Source organism: Elizabethkingia occulta, assembly GCF_002023715.1.
In the GTDB taxonomy this organism is placed as follows: domain Bacteria; phylum Bacteroidota; class Bacteroidia; order Flavobacteriales; family Weeksellaceae; genus Elizabethkingia; species Elizabethkingia occulta.
The window spans coordinates 1-24,307 of the sequence record NZ_MAHX01000005.1 but is presented as its reverse complement, the minus strand read 5'-3'; the positions used below and the strand labels follow the sequence as shown (position 1 = coordinate 24,307).

The 24,307-nt window shown below is 35.6% G+C and carries 23 protein-coding genes; 8 read left to right on the top strand and 15 right to left on the bottom strand.

Annotated features, from left to right (window positions below):
* Positions 1-225 precede the first annotated feature (225 nt).
* The 4 genes from BAZ10_RS02310 (at position 226) to BAZ10_RS02295 (ending at position 3,780) form a co-directional block, all read left to right on the top strand.
* Positions 226-900, top strand: coding sequence for a DUF2490 domain-containing protein (locus tag BAZ10_RS02310; protein ID WP_078770673.1), 675 nt, complete (start codon positions 226-228; stop codon positions 898-900).
* 548 nt (positions 901-1,448) lie between these two features.
* On the top strand, positions 1,449-1,664 hold the full coding sequence (locus BAZ10_RS02305) for a hypothetical protein (RefSeq protein ID WP_078770672.1): 216 nt from the start codon (positions 1,449-1,451) through the stop codon (positions 1,662-1,664).
* Positions 1,665-1,677: 13 nt separating this feature from the next.
* On the top strand, positions 1,678-3,312 hold the full coding sequence (locus BAZ10_RS02300) for a hypothetical protein (RefSeq protein ID WP_078770938.1): 1,635 nt from the start codon (positions 1,678-1,680) through the stop codon (positions 3,310-3,312).
* Positions 3,313-3,393: 81 nt separating this feature from the next.
* Positions 3,394-3,780: an HU family DNA-binding protein gene (locus BAZ10_RS02295; protein WP_009088312.1), complete on the top strand. Its 387-nt coding sequence runs from the start codon at positions 3,394-3,396 to the stop codon at positions 3,778-3,780.
* Between the two features lie 216 nt (positions 3,781-3,996).
* Here BAZ10_RS02295 and BAZ10_RS02290 read toward each other — a convergent pair whose 3' ends face one another.
* The 14 genes from BAZ10_RS02290 to BAZ10_RS02225 form a co-directional block, all read right to left on the bottom strand.
* On the bottom strand, positions 3,997-4,302 hold the full coding sequence (locus BAZ10_RS02290; RefSeq protein WP_078770671.1) for a hypothetical protein: 306 nt from the start codon (positions 4,300-4,302) through the stop codon (positions 3,997-3,999).
* A 564-nt stretch (positions 4,303-4,866) separates the two neighbouring features.
* Positions 4,867-5,865: an MBL fold metallo-hydrolase gene (locus BAZ10_RS02285; protein WP_078770670.1), complete on the bottom strand. Its 999-nt coding sequence runs from the start codon at positions 5,863-5,865 to the stop codon at positions 4,867-4,869.
* The gene (locus tag BAZ10_RS02280; RefSeq protein ID WP_078770669.1) at positions 5,865-7,061 is read right to left on the bottom strand and encodes an MFS transporter; all 1,197 of its coding nucleotides are present in this window, start codon (positions 7,059-7,061) and stop codon (positions 5,865-5,867) included. The genes BAZ10_RS02285 and BAZ10_RS02280 overlap by 1 nt, the downstream gene beginning before the upstream one ends.
* Positions 7,062-7,541: 480 nt before the next feature.
* Positions 7,542-8,543: an aldo/keto reductase gene (locus BAZ10_RS02275; protein ID WP_078770668.1), complete on the bottom strand. Its 1,002-nt coding sequence runs from the start codon at positions 8,541-8,543 to the stop codon at positions 7,542-7,544.
* Positions 8,544-8,794: 251 nt separating this feature from the next.
* A complete protein-coding gene (locus tag BAZ10_RS02270) occupies positions 8,795-9,700 on the bottom strand; it encodes a helix-turn-helix domain-containing protein (RefSeq protein ID WP_078770667.1) in 906 nt (301 codons plus the stop codon).
* Positions 9,701-10,178: 478 nt separating this feature from the next.
* Positions 10,179-11,882 (bottom strand): lysine--tRNA ligase, encoded by a 1,704-nt coding sequence (gene lysS / locus BAZ10_RS02265; RefSeq protein WP_078770666.1) that lies wholly within the window; start codon positions 11,880-11,882, stop codon positions 10,179-10,181.
* 135 nt (positions 11,883-12,017) lie between these two features.
* Positions 12,018-12,473, bottom strand: a complete 456-nt coding sequence (locus BAZ10_RS02260) for a heme-degrading domain-containing protein (protein ID WP_078770665.1) — start codon at positions 12,471-12,473, stop codon at positions 12,018-12,020.
* A gap of 112 nt (positions 12,474-12,585) precedes the next feature.
* A complete protein-coding gene (locus tag BAZ10_RS02255; RefSeq protein ID WP_059322501.1) occupies positions 12,586-12,996 on the bottom strand; it encodes a c-type cytochrome in 411 nt (136 codons plus the stop codon).
* Between the two features lie 171 nt (positions 12,997-13,167).
* The gene (locus BAZ10_RS02250) at positions 13,168-13,662 is read right to left on the bottom strand and encodes a phosphate ABC transporter permease (RefSeq protein WP_078770664.1); all 495 of its coding nucleotides are present in this window, start codon (positions 13,660-13,662) and stop codon (positions 13,168-13,170) included.
* 17 nt (positions 13,663-13,679) lie between these two features.
* Positions 13,680-15,545, bottom strand: a complete 1,866-nt coding sequence (locus BAZ10_RS02245) for a M1 family metallopeptidase (RefSeq protein WP_078770663.1) — start codon at positions 15,543-15,545, stop codon at positions 13,680-13,682.
* Positions 15,546-15,647: 102 nt separating this feature from the next.
* Positions 15,648-16,025, bottom strand: a complete 378-nt coding sequence (locus BAZ10_RS02240; protein WP_078770662.1) for a helix-turn-helix domain-containing protein — start codon at positions 16,023-16,025, stop codon at positions 15,648-15,650.
* Positions 16,026-16,123: 98 nt separating this feature from the next.
* Positions 16,124-16,846 carry an AAA family ATPase gene (locus tag BAZ10_RS02235; protein ID WP_078770661.1) on the bottom strand — a complete coding sequence of 241 codons (723 nt, stop codon included), beginning with the start codon at positions 16,844-16,846 and terminating at the stop codon, positions 16,124-16,126.
* An 80-nt stretch (positions 16,847-16,926) separates the two neighbouring features.
* The gene (locus BAZ10_RS02230) at positions 16,927-19,299 is read right to left on the bottom strand and encodes an outer membrane beta-barrel family protein (protein WP_245803724.1); all 2,373 of its coding nucleotides are present in this window, start codon (positions 19,297-19,299) and stop codon (positions 16,927-16,929) included.
* 89 nt (positions 19,300-19,388) lie between these two features.
* Positions 19,389-20,222, bottom strand: a complete 834-nt coding sequence (locus BAZ10_RS02225; RefSeq protein WP_078770660.1) for a GLPGLI family protein — start codon at positions 20,220-20,222, stop codon at positions 19,389-19,391.
* 109 nt (positions 20,223-20,331) lie between these two features.
* Between BAZ10_RS02225 and BAZ10_RS02220 the strand changes: the two genes are divergently transcribed.
* The 4 genes from BAZ10_RS02220 (at position 20,332) to BAZ10_RS02205 (ending at position 23,530) form a co-directional block, all read left to right on the top strand.
* The gene (locus BAZ10_RS02220; protein ID WP_078770659.1) at positions 20,332-21,639 is read left to right on the top strand and encodes a sensor histidine kinase; all 1,308 of its coding nucleotides are present in this window, start codon (positions 20,332-20,334) and stop codon (positions 21,637-21,639) included.
* Positions 21,629-22,312, top strand: a complete 684-nt coding sequence (locus tag BAZ10_RS02215; RefSeq protein WP_078770658.1) for a response regulator transcription factor — start codon at positions 21,629-21,631, stop codon at positions 22,310-22,312. Before BAZ10_RS02220 ends, BAZ10_RS02215 begins: the two co-directional genes overlap by 11 nt.
* A 95-nt stretch (positions 22,313-22,407) precedes the next feature.
* Positions 22,408-22,887: a DUF4822 domain-containing protein gene (locus BAZ10_RS02210; protein ID WP_078770657.1), complete on the top strand. Its 480-nt coding sequence runs from the start codon at positions 22,408-22,410 to the stop codon at positions 22,885-22,887.
* Between the two features lie 82 nt (positions 22,888-22,969).
* Positions 22,970-23,530, top strand: coding sequence for a TlpA family protein disulfide reductase (locus BAZ10_RS02205; protein ID WP_078770656.1), 561 nt, complete (start codon positions 22,970-22,972; stop codon positions 23,528-23,530).
* Positions 23,531-23,611: 81 nt separating this feature from the next.
* Here BAZ10_RS02205 and BAZ10_RS02200 read toward each other — a convergent pair whose 3' ends face one another.
* A complete protein-coding gene (locus tag BAZ10_RS02200; RefSeq protein ID WP_394363734.1) occupies positions 23,612-24,259 on the bottom strand; it encodes an MFS transporter in 648 nt (215 codons plus the stop codon).
* Positions 24,260-24,307: the final 48 nt, after the last annotated feature.

Here is a 24,307-nt window from a genome sequence, read left to right as displayed (position 1 = left end):
TCAATGGTTTTTGAGGGTTTAATTTTATTTTACAACCACATAGAGACATAGTATACATAGCTGATGTTTGAAAGCTTGCTTTCCTATGTATACTTCATTTTATATGTAAATCCTATAAGCCTATGTGGTTTAAAGCTTATTGTTATAAACCATATATTCCGTAGAAGTACTATATCGAATTATATTTAATAATAGTTTTTATCTATATTTGTAAAAACCTGATACATGATTAAGAGAACATTCGCCTTCCTGGCAGGCATAAGTTTCGGATTACTGGCAGCACAAAAATCGGACGTTGGCAATTGGCTGATGCTTTTTGGTAACGAAAAGATCAATTCAAAATTCAATATCCATTATGAAGTACAATACCGGAATTACGACTTTATAGGCGACCTTAATCAGCTTTTGCTAAGAACAGGTATTGGTTATAATCTTTCTGAAAACAATAATAATATTTTACTGGGTTATGCTTATGTACATTCTCACAACTATGATGCAGATCAGAACATCTCCCAACTGGACGAGCATAGATTATTCCAACAGTTTATAACCAAACAGAAATTTGGCAGAGTTCAGCTAAATCACCGTTACAGAATTGAGGAAAGATTTCTCCAACCCAAAACTGAGGTAAGATTCCGTTATCAGCTTGGTGTTATTGTTCCTTTCAACAATACATCCCTTATTAAGAATACCTGGTATGCCAGTATATATGATGAAATCTTTATCAATGCCAAGAAAGAAGCTTTTGACAGAAACAGACTTTATGCTGCTGTAGGCTATGTTATCAATGACAAAATGCGGATTGAGGGCGGACTAATGAATCAGATGCTTTCCAATACCGACCGTTATCAGTTTCAGATTGGTTTTTACTTAAACGACATTTTCGGTTTAATGCGTTAACTCAGTCAATAAACATATATCAAACTTGTTTAAACTTTTTAGCAGGACATTAAAAGTATAAATAATTCTGCTTAAAACTCATTTTAAGCCTAACCACAAAAGAAACAAAAGCTACCTGCAGAGATGTTAGATATGATAAAAGTTCTCAAAAAGAATAAAAATCAAAGATTTTTAAAGGTTTATATAAACTTCTATGCGCAAAATATTTAAACTTAAAAAATCACTAAAGTATTTAAAGTAAAGCTTTTGTGATTTAATAAAAAAGGTTAAACAACTTTATAAATAAAAAACCTGTCAAAATTAATTTTGACAGGTTTTTTTCTTATCCCGACTCTTTATTTGTTATTCTAATTTTTCATAACACATTAAAAATGACAGAATTCTGTCATTTTATGGTATGCATAGGCTGTCTAACTTTGCCGCAGATTACAGAACCACTTTCTTTTATACGTACAAAACTACTTCACAATATTTTACTGAATATCATACATCTGGCGCAAAGTGCGCTGGGAATAAGACTATAAATTCGATTTAAAAATTAAAATGTTATGATGGAACAAGAAGAAGAAAAAATGAAACCTGCACTCCCTAAAAAAGAGTACATCCCTCCTGTAATAGAAATGTTATACATCCAAATGGAAGAAGGCATTGCAAATGGCTCAAAAGTCCAGATAAATCCAGGTGGTGGCGGTATAAAAGCTGATCCCTGGATAGATGGCGGAAGTGCCGGCACCGGAGAACCGGAAGATGAATGGTGGAACTAAAACTAAAAACATAATGAAGACTAAAACATTTCTAAAAACACTATACCTATTAAGTTTCGGTGGAAGTTTATTATTTACGACATCCTGTCGGAGCGAGCAACAAGATACAACAACTGAAAATATAAAGGGAATAAGCTTTAATATCGGTGTGGAAAACTTCGGTGAAGTTAATGCAAGAAGCCAGGTCAATACAAAATCAAATTATGTAGACACAGGTCTCACCAATAGAGAAGAGTTTACATCGGGCGCATTCAGTATCGTCTCAGAACTTTCTGTAGACAATACAGTATTAAAAACTTCTCCAAGATCTTTTCTGCCGGGAGCCCGGCAATTCCGCATTGTAGCTTATGATGCCCAAACCGGTGATTATACCGCACAGGATATTGGCAGCACCAGCAATCCCAATCAGCAATTATTTGCAAATATCAATATGGTGGGAGGCAAAAAATATACATTTGTTACCTATAGTTTAAATACGACCACTCCTCCACCTCCTGCGCCAACAACCAATCTAAATCAGGCTAAACTAAATCTTACAGGTCTGAATGGTGAAGAAGCTGGAACAGATCTATTGTACGCTATCAACGAAAATGTAATGATATCGGGAGGAAATACCCCTATAAGTGTAATATTGAAACATCAATTCAGCAGAATTTCTATAAGTGTTGACGATAGCAATGCTAAAGGAACTCCCGGACAATCAGGCTATATAAAAGGGGGTTATCCTTTAGAAAATAATAATACCGGTGGGTTTATAGGAATTATCCCGGATTTTTTTGTAGCCTGTAATATGAACATGAAAAATGCAAGCATCACCGATGGGAACAATCAGGGACTTGCAATTCCAAACATTACCACAATACCCAAAACATTCATTATAAATACAGGCAAAAATACGGCCTATAAAAGCACACTGATTATCCCCTCCAGAGTTATTGTGATTGGTAATGATTTTAATAGCACTCGTATAACAATAAACATAAACGGGACGAATGATAATGGGCTTCAGCCTGGTAAATCTTACACTTTAAAATTGAAATTCAATAGTGACAGATATGTTGATGGAGCTGGTATTACTCAAAGTAAAAATGATGGACGCTATGCCGTAATTGGTGGATATCAGTGGGATAGATTTAATTTAGGAACCACTGCAAATCACCCTGCACTATCAGATCCAGATATGCCTTCTGCAGAAATTCACGGAGCTAAGTACACATACGGAGCTTACACAGGTCAATCCGGAAGTTATCTCTCACAATACGATGACCAGAATGGTGGAACAGTGTCTGGTTGGGAATCGAACGGGAACTATTGGAATACCAATGACCCCTGCGAAACAGAATCATCAGGATATCGTATACCGACAAAAGATGAATATGATAAACTGATTGCTTTTACAAATAATACTACAGTAGGAATATATGGCAGCTATAGCTATGGCAGAAAGCTACAAAGTAAAAGGAGTGATGTCCAGTTGGTATTTCCTGCTGCTGGGTTCCGAAGTACAGGAAATTCTCCTGGAAATATTATTGACCGGGGAAAAAAAGCCAGATATTGGAACTCCAGCTCATTATTCGATGATACAACAGCAACAACCAGCCCTCATCCCAGTATTGGTGCCGCTATTAGATGTATCCGAAAAAAATGAGACAATAAGACCCAATAAAAGCTACATAGACTAAGATAAAAACTGCAAGAATTGCAGCTAGTATAACCTAAATATTTTTTTATGCCAATAAAGTATAACGTAATCGAACGTGGCGAGCCGGGAGTTACCGGTGGCGGAACAAAAAAATGGTATGCCATTGTAAGTAGTGATGGCGAAGTAAGTATCGATGACATTGTAAAGCAGATTGAGAAGTTCTCGGCTTTGTCTGAAGCGGATATCCGCGGTGTAATTATCGCCCTGGAGAACGTAATACAGGATAATCTGATCAATGGCAAAATTGTGCGTCTGGACAAACTGGGCAGTCTATATCCCAGCCTGAGTAGTGAAGCTGCAGAGAAAGAGGATCAATTTAGTAGCAGCCTTATAAAAGCGGCAAAAGTAAATTATCGTCCGGGGAAACGTATTCTGGATGCATTGAAAACAGCCACTTTCCAGAAGGTAAAATAACCTCTATAAAACTTCTGCACATCTTTTCTCTAACAGATGCGCAGAAGTTACCTTATACATGCGCAAGAGTTGTTCATTTCTTGCGCATGTTTTGTTTGTTTCCTGCGCAAGAGTTACCTAAAAGATGCGCATAAACCTCATAGGTTTTAAAACCTATGAGGTTTGTTTCAGAAATCCATGGGGTTTGTGTTTTAAAACATAAAAATTTAAGTATTGCTACTTTGTATTGCTTAAAGTATACATTCTGGTCAATAACTCTAGCTCCGCATGTGGGATAAGCCTTTGTACCAGTTCCAGCATCCGGGAAAAATCCAATCCGTCTGCTATTTGCTCATCTGTCTCTAAAGCCTGTCGGCATACTGATAAAACGGAACTTTGTAAATAGCCAATCTCCTGATAATTGGAAATTCCTATTCTGGTGCAAAAATCTGTCTGATTGGGTTCGTTGTCAAAAGCTTCGAAATAGCGGTCTACACTAATTTCTTCTCCATTTAGAATAATGGAATTTTTCTTTGGTGTCATAGTCTTAAAGTTTAGGAAAATATGTAAACCCGCGCGGCTTAGGTGTCCTACGCCTTTAAGAACGTTACGGTGCTTTCGCATACCGCCACCATACCACACGGGCAAAATTCTGTTTAGTTATCATATCTTAAAGTTTAGGAATCCCAAAGATAAAAAATAAAAAATAAATTAGAATTATATATTTATCCAGGCAACTATGGTTAAGCCTCAATCATCTATTTTAAATCATTAAGAAATATAGATAATTACGTTCTTGTTGTATGCTTAATTTTCTAAATGACTAAGAACCTGTTTAAATTTGATTAAAAAAATATTAGGCTTCGACAGGCCTGACACTCCTAAAAGAAAGATATATTGAACGAACAATATTACTCTAAGCCAAGCCTGTAATGAGCCAGTTTATAGTGAGCTTGACGAACTAAATTATCGAAGAGCATTAACAATAAGATTTGAAGAGGCTCTAAATGGTGATAAAGTTTTATACGCAAAGCATTCAACACATTCCTCTATATTCAAAAATCAATATACTTTTTTTACTTCGTAATTCTAATTTCTTACTTTGGCTTATGGTGTAAAGTAAGCCTTTGGAAGCCACTGAAAAGCATTTTGTGATTTTTTGGTATATCCAGTTCCCGGCCATGTAAGATGGTAGCCTAAGCCCTGTAGCCTGTTATCTGCCAGATAACTCAGTATATTTTTTCTGGACTCTGCAGCCAGATCCAGGTCAGTATCTCCGGAGAAGCCCCATTCCGGATGTGGAAATAATAAAGCATCTGAATGAATTAAATCTGCCATATAGAGTATTTCCTCATTTTGCGATTTTATCTTACAAAGCGTTAATCCCGGAGTATGCCCCGGAGCTTGTACAAAACTGAAATACTGGTACAGCGGCATATTGAAATCATAATATTTAGTGTTGGGTTTTATAACGGTGAGAATCTTTCTGATTCCTGCTATAATCTGTAAAAGAAAATCCGGCTTATTCTTCAGTGCACTATTTGCAAAATCTTTTATTGTAGCCTGCATCCAAAAGTCGTATTCGATTTTATTAATGAAATAAGCGGCATTTGGAAATACTAATTTTCCGGCTTTATCAATAAGACCACCAATATGATCCGGGTGAGCATGAGAAATAAATACATCGGTAATATCTTCCGGCTTAAATCCTGCTTTAGCAAGGCTTTCCAGCAGGAGCCCTGTATTCTCATCAGCAAATATTCCCATTCCGGCATCCATCAGAATCAGTCTGTTTTCTGTTTTCACCAATGGAACATTCATCGCCATATCAATATATTCTTCCGAACGGAAGTTATCTCGTAATAACTTTTTAAGTTCCTTTACATCTGCTCTCGGCGCAAATCCATCCACATCTGTGTCTCGGATATAGCCATCTGACAAAATGTAAAGATCTAGTGTTCCTACTTGTATTTTCTTGTAACCTGCTAACGATTCTCTAGTGCCCTTAGCACTAGGTTTCGCAACTTCAGCTAGTAAACTGGTTGCAGGTAACAAACTAAACAGTCCTGCAATACTTCCTTTTTTTAATAGTTCTCGTCTGTTCATTAGATATGTGCTTTTTTACGTTTAATAAAAGATAAAATAATAAAACCTAAAACACCAATAGCAAAGTAACCCTCAGCAATACCAGTTTGTTGTACAGGTTTTACTACTGCAGCTATACCATAGCTAACAATGGAAGTTATAATATATACCACTCCACCTGTAATTCCGCCAGAGATTCCAGCCGATTTCGGGAAGCGTCCTAAACAATATGCAAAATAATTGTTGAACATAAAACCTGCGGTAACATGTATTACAAAAGCAAAAACAACCAGTGTAAACAAATTCTCTATATAGAATGAGCTTGCAAACATCAGCGCTATAAAGAGCAATTGTATAAAGTTGGAATATCTTAGCTTTGGCAGGAAAGGCTTAGAGATCAATGCTTTTCCAAGAAAACCACCACTCATCCATGCCAATCCCATTAAAAGAGAAAGGTAACCCGTTGTTACAGATGAATACCCCAACTTGTGCTCTATGATAAACGGTCCGCAAAGGTTGTAAAACATAATCAGTGCATAACTGACACCACACATTAGCATTCCAAAAAAGAAATCTAATGTCCCCAGCATGGTTTTAAATTCATTCCATAAGAAACTAATATGAAAAGGATTTCTGTTTTTGAGAGTCTCTCCAGAGAATACCAGCTCCAAAACCAAAATAAGTAATGAATAAGCTGCCAACACAGTAAAATTAGACTGCCAGCCAAAACTCTTTTGTAAATAGCCACCGATAAAAGGCGCTATAATAGGACCTAATGACCATACGATAGTCATAATACTGAGGTAATGCTTTCTCTTTTCTCCCTCATAAACATCTACAAAGAATGCACGTTTGGACACAACCACTAATCCGGACAGTATTCCCTGTACAATCCGCATCAGATAGATAACATAGATATTTTGAGTATGTCCGGTAATCCAGAAGGATACAACGAAAAGTAACAATGCCATAATACTGATCTTATAGCGACCAAAGGCATCTACAAGCGCTCCTGAGAAAAATTGAGAAATACCGTAACTAATAAGATAAAAGGTTAAAGTAAGCTGTATTCTTGCTTCCGGCAGATGCAGGTCTTCAGCCATACTAGGCATAGATGGCAGGTATATATCCGTTGCTAATCCCGACATTGGAATAACGGCAAAGGCAAGAATAGTGGCTATGAACTGGTGTTTTGTTTCAAGCTGCTTATTAAGCATATAGTATTATTTGTTTTTTGTTTACAATTTATTATTTTTCAAACCTCATAGGTTTTAAAAACCTATGAGGTTTAATAAAGCTTTCTTTACCTATTTACCCGACATTTGTCACTCTGAGCGTAGCCGAAGAGATAGTTTAATGATATAATAAACATAGTAATTTGTTATTTAGAAAATGCAAAAGTCATCTATCTACAGTGTTGGCAATATTTAAATACAGATAAAATTATTTTCAAACTTCATAGGTTTTAAAAAACCTATGAGGTTTAATAAAGCTTTCTTTACCTATTTACCCGACATTTGTCACTCTGAGCGTAGCCGAAGAGATAGTTTAATGATATAATAAACATAGTAATTTGTTATTTAGAAAATGCAAAAGTCATCTATCTACAGTGTTGGCAATATTTAAATACAGATAAAATTATTTTTAAACCTCATAGGTTTTAGAAACCTATGAGGTTCAAAACAGAATGTTTTACTTTAGTTATTCACCAACTTCATAGAACCTTCAGAATAACGTGGACCAGTATTAGGAAATTTTCTGATAATCTCTTCTATCTCATTCTTTTCTGTATCTGTAAAAGTAACCGCAGCAGCTTCTATATTCTGTTCCAGATATTTTACCCGCTTGGTTCCCGGAATTGGAATGATGTCATCTCCCTGAGCCAACACCCAAGCCAGTGCTAACTGACTACCGGTAATACCTTTAGAGCCTGCTAATTCATTAAGTTCTTTAGCCAGATTTTTGTTATTTTCCAGATAGGCTTCCTGATAGCGTGGTAAACTTTTTCTAAAATCACTGTCTTCTAATTGCTGAACTTCGTTGATATTATTGAATAAGCCCCTGGCTAAAGGAGAATACGGAACAAGGCTAATTCCTAATTCTCTTACCACAGGAAGGATACCATCTTCTACGTCTCTTGTCAGAAGTGAGTACTCGGATTGTAATGCCGCAATCGGATGTATTGCATTGGCTTTTCTGATAGATTCCACAGAAGCTTCGGACAAGCCTAAATATCTTACCTTTCCGGCTTTCACTAATTCGGCCATAGCCCCTACTGTTTCCTCTACCGGAACATTAGGATCTATACGGTGTGCATAATACAAATCTATTGTATCAATTTTTAACCTTTGAAGGCTGTTGTCTACTGCCTGTTTAATCCATTCCGGCGATCCGTCAAAATAAGTATTTGCACTATTACTCGGCCCGGCTTCATTATTCTTAAAACGGAATCCGAATTTGGTTGCTATAAATATCTTATCCCTGTTGGGAACTAATACCTTTGAAATAAGCTCTTCATTTTTACCATTCGCATACATATCTGCAGTATCCCAGAAATTAATACCGGAATCCAATGCTTTATGTAATGTTCTGATACTCTCTTGCTCATCCGCCTGCCCGTAAGCAAAGCTCATCCCCATACAGCCCAATCCTATAGCGGATAATTGTTCTCCTGTTTTTCCTAAAGTTTTGTAATTCATAACCTGATGTTTTTAATAATTTAATTTTTAAACACTAAAGCATAAAATAAATGGCTCTAATCAATATCCTAAGAACATAATGCTTTATCTTAAGCTAAAGCTGAAAATCTTCGATTTTCTTATTCCCTTACAGAATCATAAATCAGAATAGCCGTAAAGTAATGCCCTTGTATTATATTTCATTAGCAGGACAAAGTTAAGTCATGCTTACAGGGAAGTGCATAAATTATTCAAACTAAAAATTGTAAAATTCAAACAACCTTACTTCTATAGGCTACAGGTGATAATCGGGTTTGTTTTCTGAAGAAATTGGTAAAATAAGCAGAGTCATCAAAGCCCAGGCAAAATGCAATTTCATTGATGTTCCAGTCTGTATGATTCAATAAAGCCTTAGCCTCCTGAACGATTCTGTTTGCTATCAGTTCGGAGGTTGTCTTTCCTGTAACTGTCTTTAGCGCTCTGTTAAGTGAGTTCACATGGATATTAAGATTCTGAGCATAATCTACCGCAGATTTTAATCTCAGCGGATTCGCTGTACCATCAATAGGATATTGTCTCTCCATAAGATCCATAAAAAGTGAAGCCACTCTCTGCGAGGCATTATTATACCGCTCATAGGACTGTGCCGGGTTCATTTTCATAGCTTCATGCATCAGAAGTTGCAGATAGTTACGGATAACATCATATTTATGGACATAATCAGCATCTATTTCTTCTTTTATTCTGGAGAAAAGAAGTTCCACAGATTTCACCTGATCTTCATTCAGAAAGAATACAGGCTCTCCTCCTATCTTATAAAAATTGGAGTCCTGAATATTTCCCATATTCCCATTTCGCAGAAAATGTTCAGTAAACAGACAAAACCATCCTCCCTGATCTTCTGATGTAGCTTCCCACGAATAAGGAATTAACGGACTAGAGAAAAGCAATGCAGGGCGATCTATACTGATCCACCTATCTGCATAGTGTAGTGTCCCCTCACCTATAATTAAAGAGATTTTATAGTAATCTCTGCGGCTGTATGGTGTAACCCGGGCACAACTGTCTCTGGAAAAGATATTGACATGCCCAACCCCCGGACAACACAAGAGTTTGGAAACATCTTTTTCGGGTAATGTCCTTGTATAAAATTCCTGTAAAGTTTCGGAGGTTTTCATAGTTCAAAGATATAAAAATCAATCATTATTTAAAACTACTTCGAAATATAAAAACTCTTCGACTACATTCAGAACGATATATTTATAATAGGATTTACCATCTGCTAAGTTCTATTATTTAATACTATATCGATACCTTAATAAACCTAATTTCCAAATGAGAAAAATAAACCATTAAGAAGTTTAGATAATTTAGTTTTAACATCTTATACCTGATAAAGAATGTCATACTTAGCCTGACGAAGCATCTTATTTCTTACGTACCCTAATGTGAACTATTATACTGAATAACCAGTATTTACAATGCTAAAAAAATAAGATGGAAAGAATTAAATCGACATTTAATTTACCATTAAGAAATTAAGGTAATTCAGTTTTAGGCTCTCAAATAATCCTTGTCAAGGTTCAGAACCTTGACAAAGAGAAAATAAAAAAACCGGAAGAATATCTTCCGGTTTATCATTGTATTGTTATAGTATTAAACCATTTTAATCAATAGAACCTCATCTACTTTTTCAACTTTCACCAAGTTGTTTTTCGTAAGGTTTTTAATAGCTTTATCCCATTTCTTACCAGATAGTTGGCTTTTATCTTTTACATCAGCTAATGGAGTTGCTTCTTCACCAGCACTTACGATTTCGATAATAGCTTTTTCATCCTCGTTTAATTCAAGTTTAGGTTCTGTTTTCTCCGGACGCATTTGCGGGAAGAATAATACCTCCTGAATAGACGGATTATTGGTAAGGAACATAATTAATCTATCCATACCGATACCCAAACCTGATGTTGGCGGCATACCATATTCTAATGCTCTCAGGAAGTCTTCATCGATAAACTGACCTGCTTCGTCATCTCCTTTTTCTGAAAGTCTAAGCTGATCTTCAAAACGCTCTCTCTGATCGATTGGATCATTAAGCTCTGAATAAGCATTAGCAATCTCCTTACCACAAACCATAAGTTCGAAACGTTCGGTTAAGCCTTCCTGACTTCTGTGTTTTTTAGTTAGCGGAGACATTTCTACTGGATAGTCTGTAATGAAAGTTGGCTGAATAAAGTTACCCTCACATTTCTCACCAAAGATTTCATCGATAAGCTTTCCTTTACCCATTGTTTCGTCAACCTCTAAGCCGATAGACTTAGCAAAGTCACGAAGTTCTTCTTCAGTTTTCCCAGTAATATCATAGCCTGTGTATTTCTGAATAGCCTCAGTCATCGACACTCTTGGATATGGTGCCTTGAAGTCGATTTCATATTCACCAAACGTTGCTTTGGAAGTTCCGTTTACGGCAATAGCACAATGCTCTAGTAATTTCTCTGTGAAATTCATCATCCAGTTGTAGTCTTTATAAGCTACATAAATTTCCATAGCGGTAAATTCCGGATTATGAGTTCTGTCCATTCCTTCGTTACGGAAGTTTTTAGAAAACTCGTAAACACCATCAAAACCACCAACGATTAGTCTCTTCAGGTATAATTCGTTTGCAATACGAAGGTATAAAGGAATATCCAATGCATTGTGGTGTGTAATAAATGGTCTTGCAGCTGCTCCACCAGGGATAGACTGTAATACCGGAGTTTCAACCTCAAAGTATCCTTTGTCGTTGAAGAAGCCACGCATAGCATTGAACAATTTTGTTCTCTTGATGAAAATATCTTTAACATGTGGATTCACAGCTAAATCTACATAACGCATACGGTAACGTAATTCCGGATCTACAAATGCATCGTGAATTTTTCCGTCTTCATCAGTCTTTACAACTGGTAGCGGACGTAATGTTTTTGATAAAAGGGTAAATCTAGTTACGTGTACGGAGATTTCTCCTACCTGTGTTTTGAACAGATAGCCTTCAATTCCGATAAAGTCACCAATATCTAAAAGTTTTTTGAAAACGGTATTGTACTCCACTGCTTCTTCTGTGCTGGAAACGTCGTCACGTGATACATAAATCTGTACACGCCCTTCGCTGTCCTGAAGTTCTGCGAATGAAGCTTTCCCCATAATACGAACACTCATCAAGCGTCCTGCCAACTTCACCTTCTTACCATCCTCGTACTTGTCCTTTATCTCCTGCGTATTTGTATTTACTTCAAATTCCGCTGCAGGATAAGGCTCGATCCCCATCTGTCTCAGCTGTTGCAGTTTTTCTCTGCGGATGATTTCTTGCTCTGTAAGTTGTTGCATAATAGGTTATATTTAACAGTCTGCAAAATTAAGGATTATTTAAAAAATATAACAGTGTTTCATCAGATAATATGATAATAAAACTGTTTTGCATTTTTCCTATCCTGATCTTTAGTTTCTTAAACAAATAACTGACTACATATAGCTTCCCTTCAGAGCTTCTATAATTATATTATGATCTTCTTCGTCATGAAGCCCTGAGACTGTTATAACCGCAATCATTCCACCATTCTTTATAAAAACAGGTATAGCCCCGCCTTTTGCCAGAAAATCTTTTTCGTCCAACCCGAAAGTTTTTTCTAAAGTCATATTACCATCCTTCAGATCATTCTTCACATTTAGAGAGCTTTCTTCAAATTGTCTTGATATATTAGCTTTTCGCCTTAACCAGTTATGCTTGTCTACCGGAAGTGTATCGTCCACATACAGAAATACAGTTTGGTTTAATCTGCAAACCTCAACAGCTATATGCTGATTACGGCTTTTTGCCAAATCAATAATTTTCACACCCATATCAAAAGCAATCCGATTGGAAAAACTGTCCAACTCTATTCTCCTGAGGATTCCGTTATCTTTGTTATGATCTGTCATTAGTAGTTTCTTTTATGTATTTATTTAAATGAATTTGTCAGGATCTCGACTTCAGTACAATAAAAAGCCGGAAGATTATGCTTCCGGCAAAATAATATATGGATTAGAATGTTTATTTCTTAAGACTAAGAACATACATGGCCATAGCTTCTGCCTGTGCTTGTGTAAGATCTGCATGCGGCGCCATCGGAATCTCTCCCCAAACGCCTTGTCCTCCTTTTATGATTTTTTCTGCAAGCATTTTTCTATTCGCTTCTGTATTCTCATACTTTGCTGCAACATCTTTATAAGCAGGACCTATTAGCTTGGTATCATCGGCATGACAAGTACGACAGTCGGAAGCGTTAATAAACTCTAATCCGCTTTCCGGAGTAGGAACACTTACTTTTACGTTCTGTTCTTCTACAGCAACTTTAGGTTCTTCCAACATGGTATTGCTTTCCTTTTCTACAGGAGTTTCTTTTTTCGAACATGAAAAAGCTGCAAAAGCTAATAATGCAATAAGAAAGACTTGTTTTTTCATACTTTACTTTTATTTAGGTAAACAAATTTAACCATTAAATCCCTTGGATTCTTTCTAAATGACATCTATCAAGTATGAAAATTGAGGTATAAAGGATGAATGGAAAGTACTTTATAAAAAACCTGCCCGAAGAATATCCTTCGGGCAGGTTTAGTTTTATGATATCCGAGCTTATTTTAGTTTTTTAAGATCTACCATTCCGTAGTGCAGCCATATTCCAAAAATTCCGGTTCTGGTGTAAAACTCATCCTTACCATTAAACAGGACTTTTGTTTTGGGTTCCGTCTGACAAATAAAAAAATGATTACCATCTATACAGTTCATTTTTCCATTTCGGTGTAACTCTGTCCAACCAAATTCTTTATACTGATTCTCATTATCTTCCGGAGCAAACAAAAATCGTCTTACTATGGTCTGGTCCTTTTTACCTTCTTTTGTTGATGTAATTGTCCAACGTGCCAGATCAGATTGATATCTTCCTGCAACATCATCAGCTTTTGCATCAGCTACACGCTCTATGATTAAAGTATCCGAAGCTTTCATCAGGCTATCATTTATAGCATATGTTCCATAAGAACCAGACCATATATCGGTTTTTGTATTCTTCTGTGCACTCAGACTGCTCACTAATCCGGTTACAATAAAAACTAAAAGAAACTTCTTCATCTTTGTTATATCAGTGATTAAAACATCTTCAGGTTATCTTGTGGTGTATAGTCCATGAAAATACCACCATCCAGATTCACAGATTTCACTTGTTTTTTCACGGAAAATTCCAATTTTGTTTTCTTTTGATCTTTCTCCCAAACAGCCGGCGTGAAATGTTTGATTTCTTTAGTTCCGTCAGCATAGGCAACTACAGCGTCGAATGGCATTGCAAATCCGCCAACGTTTTCTACATTGATATTTAGTTTATTGTTTTGCTGAGTAGCGCCGACTATTTTCAGATCTATATAGTTGTTGCTATAGAACCAATTATTCCAAAACCAGGTAAGATCTTTTCCGGATCCTGTATTCATAGAAAAGAAATAGTCCCAAGGCACCGGATGTTTACCATTCCAATTGTCCATATAGTGGTGAAGCGCTTTTTTGAATAAAGCATCACCTAAATAATCTTTAAGTGCCAGATAAGATAAAGATGATTTAACATAAGAGTTATTTCCATATCCTGCTCCTGAAACCTGAGTACTCATCGTAATTAATGGTTGATCCTGCTCGGTTGCGGGACTTGTAATCCATTTTTTTGTTCTGAAATTTTTATAGAAGGTATCAGCAGCCTCTTTTCCGTTTTCATCAATTCCGATAAGGTATTCCAGTGTTGTTGCCCATCCTTCATCCATATAAGCATAACGGGTTTCGTTTATTCCCATATAGAAAGGAAAATAAGTATGAGCTATCTCATGATCTGCTGTAAGACGTGCATCCTGAAAATTATCCGGAACCGTGCTGTCATTAATCATCATAGGATACTCCATATCTGCATATCCCTGGATGGCTGTCATTACCGGATATGGATATTCTACACCCGGCCAGTTTTTGGAAAACCAGTCAATATTATAACGCATCCAACCTGTGTATTGTTCAAAATCCTTTGCTCCGGCTTTGTAGCCAGCCTGCACACTTACTCTTTTTGATTTAAGTTGTACACTCGAAGCATCCCATACATAATGGTTACTTAGTGCAAAACAGAAATCGGAGATGTGATTTGCTTTAAATTTCCATACATTCCAGTCATTCTGCTTTGTAACCTTACCAGATTTCATCTCGGCTTCGTTGGCTACATGTATTATTTTATCACTCTTCAGAGATTCTTTAAAGCGCTTTAAATATTCAGGTTGTAATACTTCTTCAGGATTCAGGAAATCTCCTGTAGACCATACAACATAGTTTTTCGGAGCAGAAATGGCGAAGCTGTAATCGTTGAAATCATTATAAAACTCTTGTCTGTCGGAGTGCTGAATAAAATCCCAGCCATTGTAATCATCATATACAGATACTCTCGGGTAAGAATAGGCTACATAAAAGGTATTCGGATCTATCTGCCCTTCTCTTCCGCTCTGTACAGAAAGTGGGTACTCCCACTCTATTTTTATTTCAGCTTTAGCTTTAGATGCTAATGGCTTATTAAGCTCTACAGCTTCTACAGTACTCCAGTCATCACTATCAATAGTATAGCTTTCACCGTTTACACTAAATGATTTTATTTTCAGCCCCGAACTTAGGAAGTCTTTTGATACAAATCCTGAACGTGGTGACTGTGGCTTATGCATGTTATTTACAAAGCGGATTGCCAATATATCCAGCTGATCCGGGCTGTTGTTATCATACAAAATAGTTTCGCTACCGGACACAATTTTAGTATCTGCATTTACTTTTATCTGAATATCATAAATTCCTTTATTCTGCCAGTAATTTTTACCGGGTGCTCCCGACAGATCACGGGTACCATTAGCATAAGCTTTCTTAATGTTTCTTGGCATATACAACTCCTGAGCTGTAGCCTGACCTAACATTCCCAGCAAAGCTATACTGAAAAATATTTTTCTCATTTTTAAAATTTACGGATAAGTACCAAAAATAAGGAAAATACAGCTATAAAAGGGCTTTATGAATAAAAGAAATCAGACAATATTATATTTATCGTTTAGATACTATTGATCTGATATACTTTTTCGGAAATGTCCGGGTGTTTGTCCTGTCCATTTTTTGAAGAATTTGGAAAAATTAGAAGGATCGTATGTAAGCTGTGCAGCAACCCTAGCAATAGGAACTTTTGTTTCTTTTAAAAGCTTTTTTGCCTGATCTATAATTTTCTCATCATAGAAATGACATGGATGGTGTCCGGTCTCCTGCTGAATAGTATCCGAAAGATGCTGATGTGAAACGGCCAGTTCACGGGCAATTTGGTTTAGTTCCATAAATTCAGAAACTCTTCCCTGTACAACATCATCTATATGCTGATCCAATAACGCAAAATAGCTGGTAAGGATCTCTTTACTTCTCTTTATATTTTTATACTGGTCGGGCATCAATATATTCGTTTAGCTTCCTAAATTCAGAAAGCAGTTAATTGTTCTAAAAATACAAAAAAACAGATGGATAATATGGTGAACTTTTCGGAATATTCTTAGCCTACTGCCTTTTGATTTTTACGCTCCAGTTCATTGATAAGGTTTGATTTAATTTCCGTAAAAATATAATCTCTGGCTTCAGCAAAAGAAATTCCATAGCGTCTTGATACTGTCTGCAAATCTTCAGGAAATTTAGACAAAAGAAACTCATAATATCTGTCCAGTTCTTCTTCTGTAGGCATAGCAAAACTTATCCTAAGCTGAAAACGTCTGATCAGTGCAACGTCCAAAATATCGATATGATTAGTTGCTGCTATTAAAAGAGCCTTTTCAGAGAAGTTATCTATCATTTGGATAATACTGTTTACAAGACGGCGCATCTCACCAACATCCTTATCATCATTACCCCGCATCTTTCCAATATGGTCGAATTCATCCAGAAACAATATCGCATTTTCTCTATTTACTTTATCGAAAATCAGTCTTATATTCTTTGCAGTATCTCCTATTCTGGATGAAATAAAATTACTAAGATCCAATATGTATAAAGGCTTATTCAACGACGTTGCGATGGCTTTTGCAGTGGTTGTCTTTCCACATCCGGAATATCCGTGCAAAAGAACCTTATTATTTACAGGGAGATCATATTTTCTCAGTTCGTCGATATAGGTAAACTCTTTCATTAGCTGATTCAGCTCTCTTCTGTTTTCTTCATCCAGAAAAACATCCTCCCAGTTAACCTTTTCTTTTTCATCTATCAGAATCCCCGAAGTACTCATATACTGCAATTTATTTGATTTGTAAATTTACGGAATATCTGAGTATGAAGAAACCTGATTTTTATCTCACTTACAACCTGTTACATTCTATTCTGTTCATCGATTTTATTTATTGACTTAGTTCCTTTTACTTTTTGATTTCCAAAATTGTATTTTAATTGAAGCACAAACTGCTGCGTATCTCTGTAATCAATAAAATAGTTATCCTGATTGGCATATTTGGTAGCCACTTTCTGCTTGGAAGTTTTGAAAATATCGAGGAAAAACAAACTTGCTTCAAGCTTTTTATCGAAGAATTTTCTATTGGTAACAAGATAAGCTTCCCAGGCGCCGGAAATCCTAAACGTTCCTTGAATAGCTGGTGAATAGTATTGGTGCCCAATTTCCAGCGTCCAATCCGAAGCCTTATTTAATGTAAAACTTGTAGAAACATTGGAATTAAGACTATAAATTTTGTTTTTATACAATTGTTGATCCTGCCCAAAGAAATAATTTTCATTGTAACTAAAATCTTCCGAGATGCTGAGTGTCCACCAAGGTTTTAACTGAAAGTTTTTGTACAAACTTGCGCCATAAGCATTTGCTTTTTGAATATTTGTATAATGGAACACCAAAGTATTAGTTTGTGGTACCTGATAAGAGATTTCCATAGACGGATCGATATCTTTCCGGTAATAAACTTCAAAATTCCAGTCTTTAACATTATAAGTAAAGCTAAGGTTATGTGAAATGGTCGCTTTTAGCTTAGGATCTCCCTGAAAATAAGAGAACAGGTTATAATATGACTTAGCAGGATTCAGCCAGGAATAAGAAGGTCTGCTGATTCTTTTACCATAAGAAAGTCCGAACTGTTGCTTGCCGTCAGTTGTATATTGTACAAAAGCTGTAGGAAAAAACTTCCAATAATCATTAGTATTCTTCTCATATGGCGTAGAGACTACTCCATTCAGATTTGTATTCTCCGTTCTTAACCCCGCCTTGAAAGCCCATTTCTTAAGATTTAAAGAAGCAGATGCATAGGCCGCAATATAACCTTCCGTGTAATTGAATATATTACTTTTATCGGGGCGGTAAACTAACTTTCCATTTTCATCATCGGAGAAATCAAGTGTACTGGTAGTTTTTACCAAACTGTACTTACCTCCTGCTTCCAACTCCCATTTATCTTTCTTCCAGCCATAATCTACCTGCTGGGAGAAAAGCTTTACATCCTGCCAGTTGTTACTAATGAAATTTTGTGTAGAAGGTGGCTGATTAGCAAAATTGAGATCAGTAAGCACATTCTCGTACTTTTTGTAATTACTGGTAATGTAATATGTTGTTAATGACAAAGTACTGTTATCAAACTTTCGTTCTGCCTGAAAACTTATATTGTTATTTATATTTCGGCTATTATGATCATTAATAGTATTATAGTATGATTCAGCAATATTTTGGGAATTGTATATTGTATTGGGTACAAAATAAAGGCCAGCCGATTTGGGTGCAAAAGATCCCCGATAGCTTAAAGTAAATGTAGTTTTATCATCTGGTGTATATTCTAAACTGGAATTTACAGTATTCTGGCTATTGTTAATATCCTTCCGGTCCATAATACCGCGCCATGTTGTCTGGTTTTCCGGATAATAAATATAATTGGATTCTTCCCGATAATAGGCTCCGGCTCCACGTGAATAACTGGCCATAACCGAAATTTTACCTTTTTTATAATATTGTCCTATTGATCCAACTCCTTTCGGATAAATAGACTGCACATATTTGCCAGAAATATAGCCACGGTAACCTTCCAGTTTATTTTTCTTAAGGACAATATTCAAGACAGCACTTCCGGAAGCTTCATATTTAGCGGGTGGATTAGTAATAACTTCCACAGATTTCACATCACTACCCTGTGTATTTTCTAACAGACTTTTAAGCTCTTCACTGGAAAGCGATACTTTTTTATCATTGATCGTAACCAGAATAGCGGAACTTCCTTTAATTTTAAAAGCATCATTAGAAAATACAACTCCGGGTGTTTTTTTCAGGATCTCCCACCCATTAAGACTGGAAATATTACTATTTTCTACATTAAATTCCAATCTGTCTATTTTTCTTTTTACCACTGGCTTTTGTTTGGTCATAGATACTTCCTGAATCTCGGTTGTAGATTTCTTCAGAACAAAATTCGGGTTGGCAGCCAAATCACCCAATTTTATAATTTTCTCAAGTTTATCATACTCCAAATCGTCAACTACTATTTTCACTTCTTGTGCATCTATACCTTCTACGATAAAACTACCTTTATCATCAGTTGTCAAAGATTTTAGCAAGGTATTGTTCTGGTCGTATATATAGACTTTAGCCTGTGGTATTCTTTCTTTTTTGCTATTTGTAACAATCCCTTCCGTTTTTTGTTGCTGCGCCCATAACATTACAGGTAGCAGACAAATTGATAATACTATTTTTTTCATGATCTTAGGTACTCAGATATGGTCTGAACTACATGGCAAAATTGCAGTTAAAACTCCTGAAATAGGGTTAATGAAAGGTTAATGATGGGTTAATACCGGATTGCCTTATCCAGTTCTATAGGATTGGAATAATTATCCTTAATTGACTTTTGCATGCTAGCGTTAAGCTCTGAAAATTCTTCTTTACTCTTTATCTTCCGGCCGTTAATATTAACATTCCAGTCGGGTTGAAAATCTGCTCTCATCCGTGCATAAGGATCATTATAAAAATCTTTTTTTAGCTTTACCCATGCCGGAAAAGTTACAAGAACAGGTTTCATATCATAATGATTCTCAACAAAGCTTTTGGTATCAAAGGTTTTTGGAAGATTTTTATTTCGTGAGAAAGTATAAATAAAATTATGTTTGTCATCTTCGATCTTAAGAATAAGTCCGGGTAATCCTCTAAATTTATAGGGACCTTCAGAAATAGGTATATCCTGAGTGAACCATGCGATCCATTTTCTTCCGCCAAAATCAGTTGTTGCCTTCTGCATATTAAAGCCGCTTTCTACTTTAGTATCATTACAAATATTCCATTTCATTTCGTCTTTGGTCTGCATGAGATAGTAATAAGGCATCATCCAGATTTGTAAATAATTGTTATTCTGAAAAGAATTTTTTTTACGTACCAGTACCTGTTCTGTCATACTGGTATAGCCCTCGTTATAATTCCCATGAAGAACATTCAGAGAGTCAGCTGCTAAAAAGTTATAATCATAAAACTTTACGTTATCCGGATTAATATCTAGTACAACTTCTTCTCGTTGATATTCTTCATTCGTTGAATCCAGTTTATACCTGTATTCATAAATAAAACGCTTGGTTTGGGCATGCGAGATAACAGTAATAATCACCATAAAAAAGAATAATAATCGCTTCATAAAGTTTTTTGCAACAAATATCTCACACTATAAGGAATAATCAGGTTAATGAAAGGTTAATGATGAGTTAACGTACCTTTAGCATTCGTTAAAATTTTATCTTTGTTTTATGCTAAAAAACTATAAATGGCTTGTATCTGCATTTGCGCTATTATTTCTGCTTCTGGTAGGAATTCAGATATACTTTCTTTATAAAACATATCAGATAAAGGAAAACAACATCTATGATCAACTGGATAAAAACCTTGATCGGCACCAGTCTGTTCTCCGTAAAAAACTAAAAATAAGTGACGACACGATTCAGAAAAGGTTAATTAGTTTTAATAAAGGTGAGATTACCAAAAAGCAGCTTCTGGATTTTTTTACAAAAAATAAAGAAACCGTTAAACCTTTTTTCTCCCATTATGTAGATAGTATCGCATCCAAAAGTAATCTGGAAGTTGCTATATCTCGTCAATATAAAAGTATATTAAGTACACCTGACAACAAGTATATTTTAGATTCAATAGTCACTATTTATGAAACCAATAGGCCAATAACTAAAGTCGGAAGAAGATATGGTGGAGAATGGGAAACATCTACAGAAAACAGAGATGACAAAACAGATCATTTAAACGGGTTCTACGAATTTAAAGTGAAAACCTATTACAATCTTCAGATACTTAATATTAAGTCTATTGTATTCAGAGATCTTACTATTCTTATTATATCCTGTATACTTATACTTGCCGCTGTTTTATGGCTGTTCACGCTAACGATTAAGAACTTAATTTCACAACAAAAGCAAGTTGAGATTCTGCACACTGTAGTAGATAATATTGCTCATGAATTTAAAACGCCAATTGCAACTTTAAAGATTGCTGCAAAATCTCTGAGAAAAGACTGGAACCCGGAGAATCTTCCATTGATAGAAAGGCAAATTAACAGGCTGGAAAGTCTGATGCTTCAATTACAGGAAAATGATGATGATGAAAATGTAGAAACATATTATGATGACTGGAATAATTATATTGAAGATCTGCAATTTGCTAATCCAAAAGTTGAATTTGTATTGCATAATACAACACCTAATACACTTCCGTTTAATAGAACGGCCATGGAAACACTTATAAAAAATCTCTGTGAAAACAGCGCTAAATATGGAGCAACAAGAGTCGAAATTAACCTAAGAGCTATACAAAATACACTCGATATAAAGATAATGGATAATGGTAATGGTATATCTAAAAAGGAACAGCAGCGGATATTTGAAAAATTTTACAGAATACAGTCCGACAATATCCATAATACAAAAGGGTTGGGATTGGGTCTTTTCCTTGTAAAAAGTATTGTTGACAAATATAAAGGAAGTATTGAGCTAATTAGTGAACCTAATAAAGGTGCAACATTTAAAATCGTATTGCCTTATGAAAACTAAGATACTTTTAGCCGAAGACGATTTCGATTTTGGACTGATTTTGAAGCAATACCTGGAACTGAGCGATTTTGAAGTATTCTGGTACCAGAACCCGGAGGACATAATGGAACTTCTGAAAAGTGAATTTCCTTTTCATATTGGCATCTTAGACATTATGATGCCCAATATTGACGGGTTCTCTCTTGCAAAAGCTATTATAAAGGAAAAATCTGATTTTCCGCTGCTATTTCTAACCGCTAAAAACCAGAAAATAGACCGGATTACAGGTTTAAAACTGGGAGCAGATGATTATCTGTCCAAACCTTGTGATCCCGAAGAACTCACACTGAGAATACAAAACATTCTGAAAAGAACACAAACTGTCTCTACACCGTCATCTGCAATCTGTATAGGGGCTTATACCCTTCATTCTGATAAATTATTACTCAGTCATCCTAAAGAAGAAATCCGGCTTACCCAACGGGAACTGGACTTACTTCTGTTTCTGTTACAGCACAATAACCAAACAATTAAACGGGAAATTATTCTGGATAAGCTATGGGAAACAAATGATTATTTTACAGGAAGAAGCCTGGATGTATTTATCAGCAGACTTCGTAAATATTTTCAGCTCGATGAAGGCATTAAGATTCAGTCACTTCGCGGAATTGGATTTCAGGTAGATTTTCCTTAAATAGTGTTTGTTATAATTTGTACAACAAATGTAATTATTTATACAATTGACGTATTCGTAATTAAAATATTTTTGCAATACTAAATATTTTGATAATGAAAAACACAAAACTATTCTCAGTCTTGGCTTTATTACTATTAGCCATGTTCTCTATCTCTTGTTCCAATGACAATAATGATAGAGAACCAGATCTTACTCCAAGTCAGACACTATCTTTTACTGCATGGGAAACAACCGGCGCAAAAAATGCTTCTGGACAAAATGTAGCATTAACTGATGCCAGTGTTTCAGGGTTTGTAGGCTATTCTTATTTTAATTCCAATGGTACTTTTAAAATTTATAGCCTCGCTGATGCATTAAGATCAAAAGGAGATTGGAGCATTTCTGCGGATGGAAAAACAAGAACAATTACTGCAAAAAATGATGCTGGTGAAGTTATTTTTACACGTGTAGTAGATATCTTGGTATTAACAAGGACTGAATTTACCTACAGAATTTATCCAAATGCCAATGATAAGACTGTATACTTCGACATCATCCATACGCCAACTACTCACAAAGAACCAGTAAAGTAGTATTTAATTTTAGAATATAATCTGTAAGGCTGCTCAGTTGAGCAGTCTTTTTTATGCCCCTAAAATACTTATCTTTACCTGTATGAAACGTTTTATTAATATTATCCTTATTGTTTTTGTCCTCGGTATTATTTTCATTCCCGGCGTAAAAGTTTTTTTACAGAGTACACTTATAAAAATTGGTCTTTTTAGTCCTAAATTCAATAACGAGCCTAAGGAAGCTACTCCTGCAGCTTATACCATGCAGATAAAAGATGAAAAAGGAGCAGATATCAGTTTGGAAGACCTAAAGGGTAAAGTTGTTTTTATAAACTTCTGGGCAACATGGTGCCCGCCATGTATTGCTGAAATGCCAACAATACAAACTCTTTATGAAAAATTTAAAAATGATGATGAGGTTGAGTTTGTTATTCTGGAAGTAGAAGGCAATCAGGAAAAAGCCAGAAAGCTATTCAGTGACAAAGGGCTTACTCTTCCTGTAGCATTCCCCAACGGAGCTATACCTCATGAATTCTACAAAGGAACTTTACCTACTACTGTAATTCTGGATAAGAAGGGAGTTATTGTTTTCCAATCTGAAGGCATTACTAATTATGCAGATCAGAAAATGACAGATTTTATCAAACAGCAAAAACAGAAATAAACAAAAAAAGCATTCATCTACGCAAAGGCACGATATACAATTCATCGTATATCGTGCCTTTGGGTTAGTATATTATATGCATTAATGTGCCGTTTTAACCTTATCTGGAAGAAGCCAGTTTACTACAAAGTACATCGCAATACCAGCTAACGCAAGAACAACTCCTGATCCGATCCATAGTGTATTAAAGCCTAAATCACTTGCTACACTGGTTCCCAGTAAGGGTGTAATAATAAATGAAATAGAGAACGTCATACCATTTAGCCCCATATAGGCACCCTGATTGGTTTTCCCGGACCGTAATGCCGTAATAGTAGACATAAATGGCAACACTAATATTTCACCCACACTCAGTATAGATATAGATAACAAAATCAATGATATATGATGGTTTATTGCAAGCATTGCATAAGCAACTGAACACATCAGAATTCCATACAGAAGTGTCTTAGCAATAGTCAGGTATTTATCTGCAAAATTTACAACCAGCATTTCCAGTACAACAATAATAAATCCGCTGTATCCAAGTATATAACCTATACTTTTCTGATCCAGATGTGCTACTTCTTTGTAGAAAATAGGAATGGTATTGAAGAACTGGAAGAAACATACCGAAAATATAGCACACAAGAGACAGTATACCAGAAACGGGGAATCTCTATATGGGGAACGCTCTTTCTCCATTGTCTCTTTAACTATAGGTTTCTCTTTCATTTTCTTCTGATAAATCTTATGTCTTTTTCTAAAAAATCTTACTGACTAGTCCTGAAAAAGGTT